Origin of the sequence: Flavobacterium sp. FlaQc-48 (assembly GCF_044007335.1) — a bacterium.
GTDB lineage: Bacteria > Bacteroidota > Bacteroidia > Flavobacteriales > Flavobacteriaceae > Flavobacterium.
On the sequence record NZ_JBIPCR010000052.1, the window covers coordinates 1 to 678 of the forward strand.

Annotated in this window: 1 protein-coding gene; it reads right to left on the reverse strand. The window is 46.3% G+C overall.

All coding sequences use genetic code 11. The features are described from left to right. On the reverse strand, positions 1-678 hold a 678-nt coding region (locus ACHRWY_RS27540; protein ID WP_395359223.1), incomplete at both ends, for an Ig-like domain-containing protein.

Sequence of the window (678 nt, forward strand, 5' to 3'; positions counted from 1 at the left end):
TTGTATTTTCATCCTGAGCAACCGGCGCGTTATTCCCTACCGGAATAGTCACCGTAGCCGGAGTAACATCTACTGCTCCTAAATTATCGGTAGCCGTAAAGGTAAAACTATCGTTTCCTGTAAATGTCCCACTTGGTGCATAGGTAAGGTTTCCTGCTTGTACCGGTGTCAAAACCTGTCCTGCTGTTACCGCAACTCCGCCTAAGGCTAAAGTTCCGTGAGCCGGTAAAGTAGAAACCGTATAGCTTACTACTGTTCCGTCAGTATCGGTAGCTGTTAAAGCTTTGATAGCCGTAGCTGCTGCTGTAGATGCTATAACTGAATTTGTATTTTCATCCTGAGCAACCGGCGCGTTATTCCCAACAGGAATAGTCACCGTAGCCGGAGTAACATCTACCGCTCCTAAATTATCGGTAGCCGTAAAAGTAAAAGTATCGTTTCCTGTAAATGTCCCACTTGGCGCATAGGTAAGGTTTCCTGCTTGTACCGGTGTCAAAACCTGACCTGCTGTTACCGCAACTCCGCCTAAGGCTAAAGTTCCGTGAGAAGGCAAAGTAGAAACCGTATAACTTACTACTGTTCCGTCAGTATCGGTAGCTGTTAAAGCTTTGATAGCCGTAGCTCCCGCTGTAGATGCTATAACTGAATTTGTATTTTCATCCTGAGCAACCGGCGCGT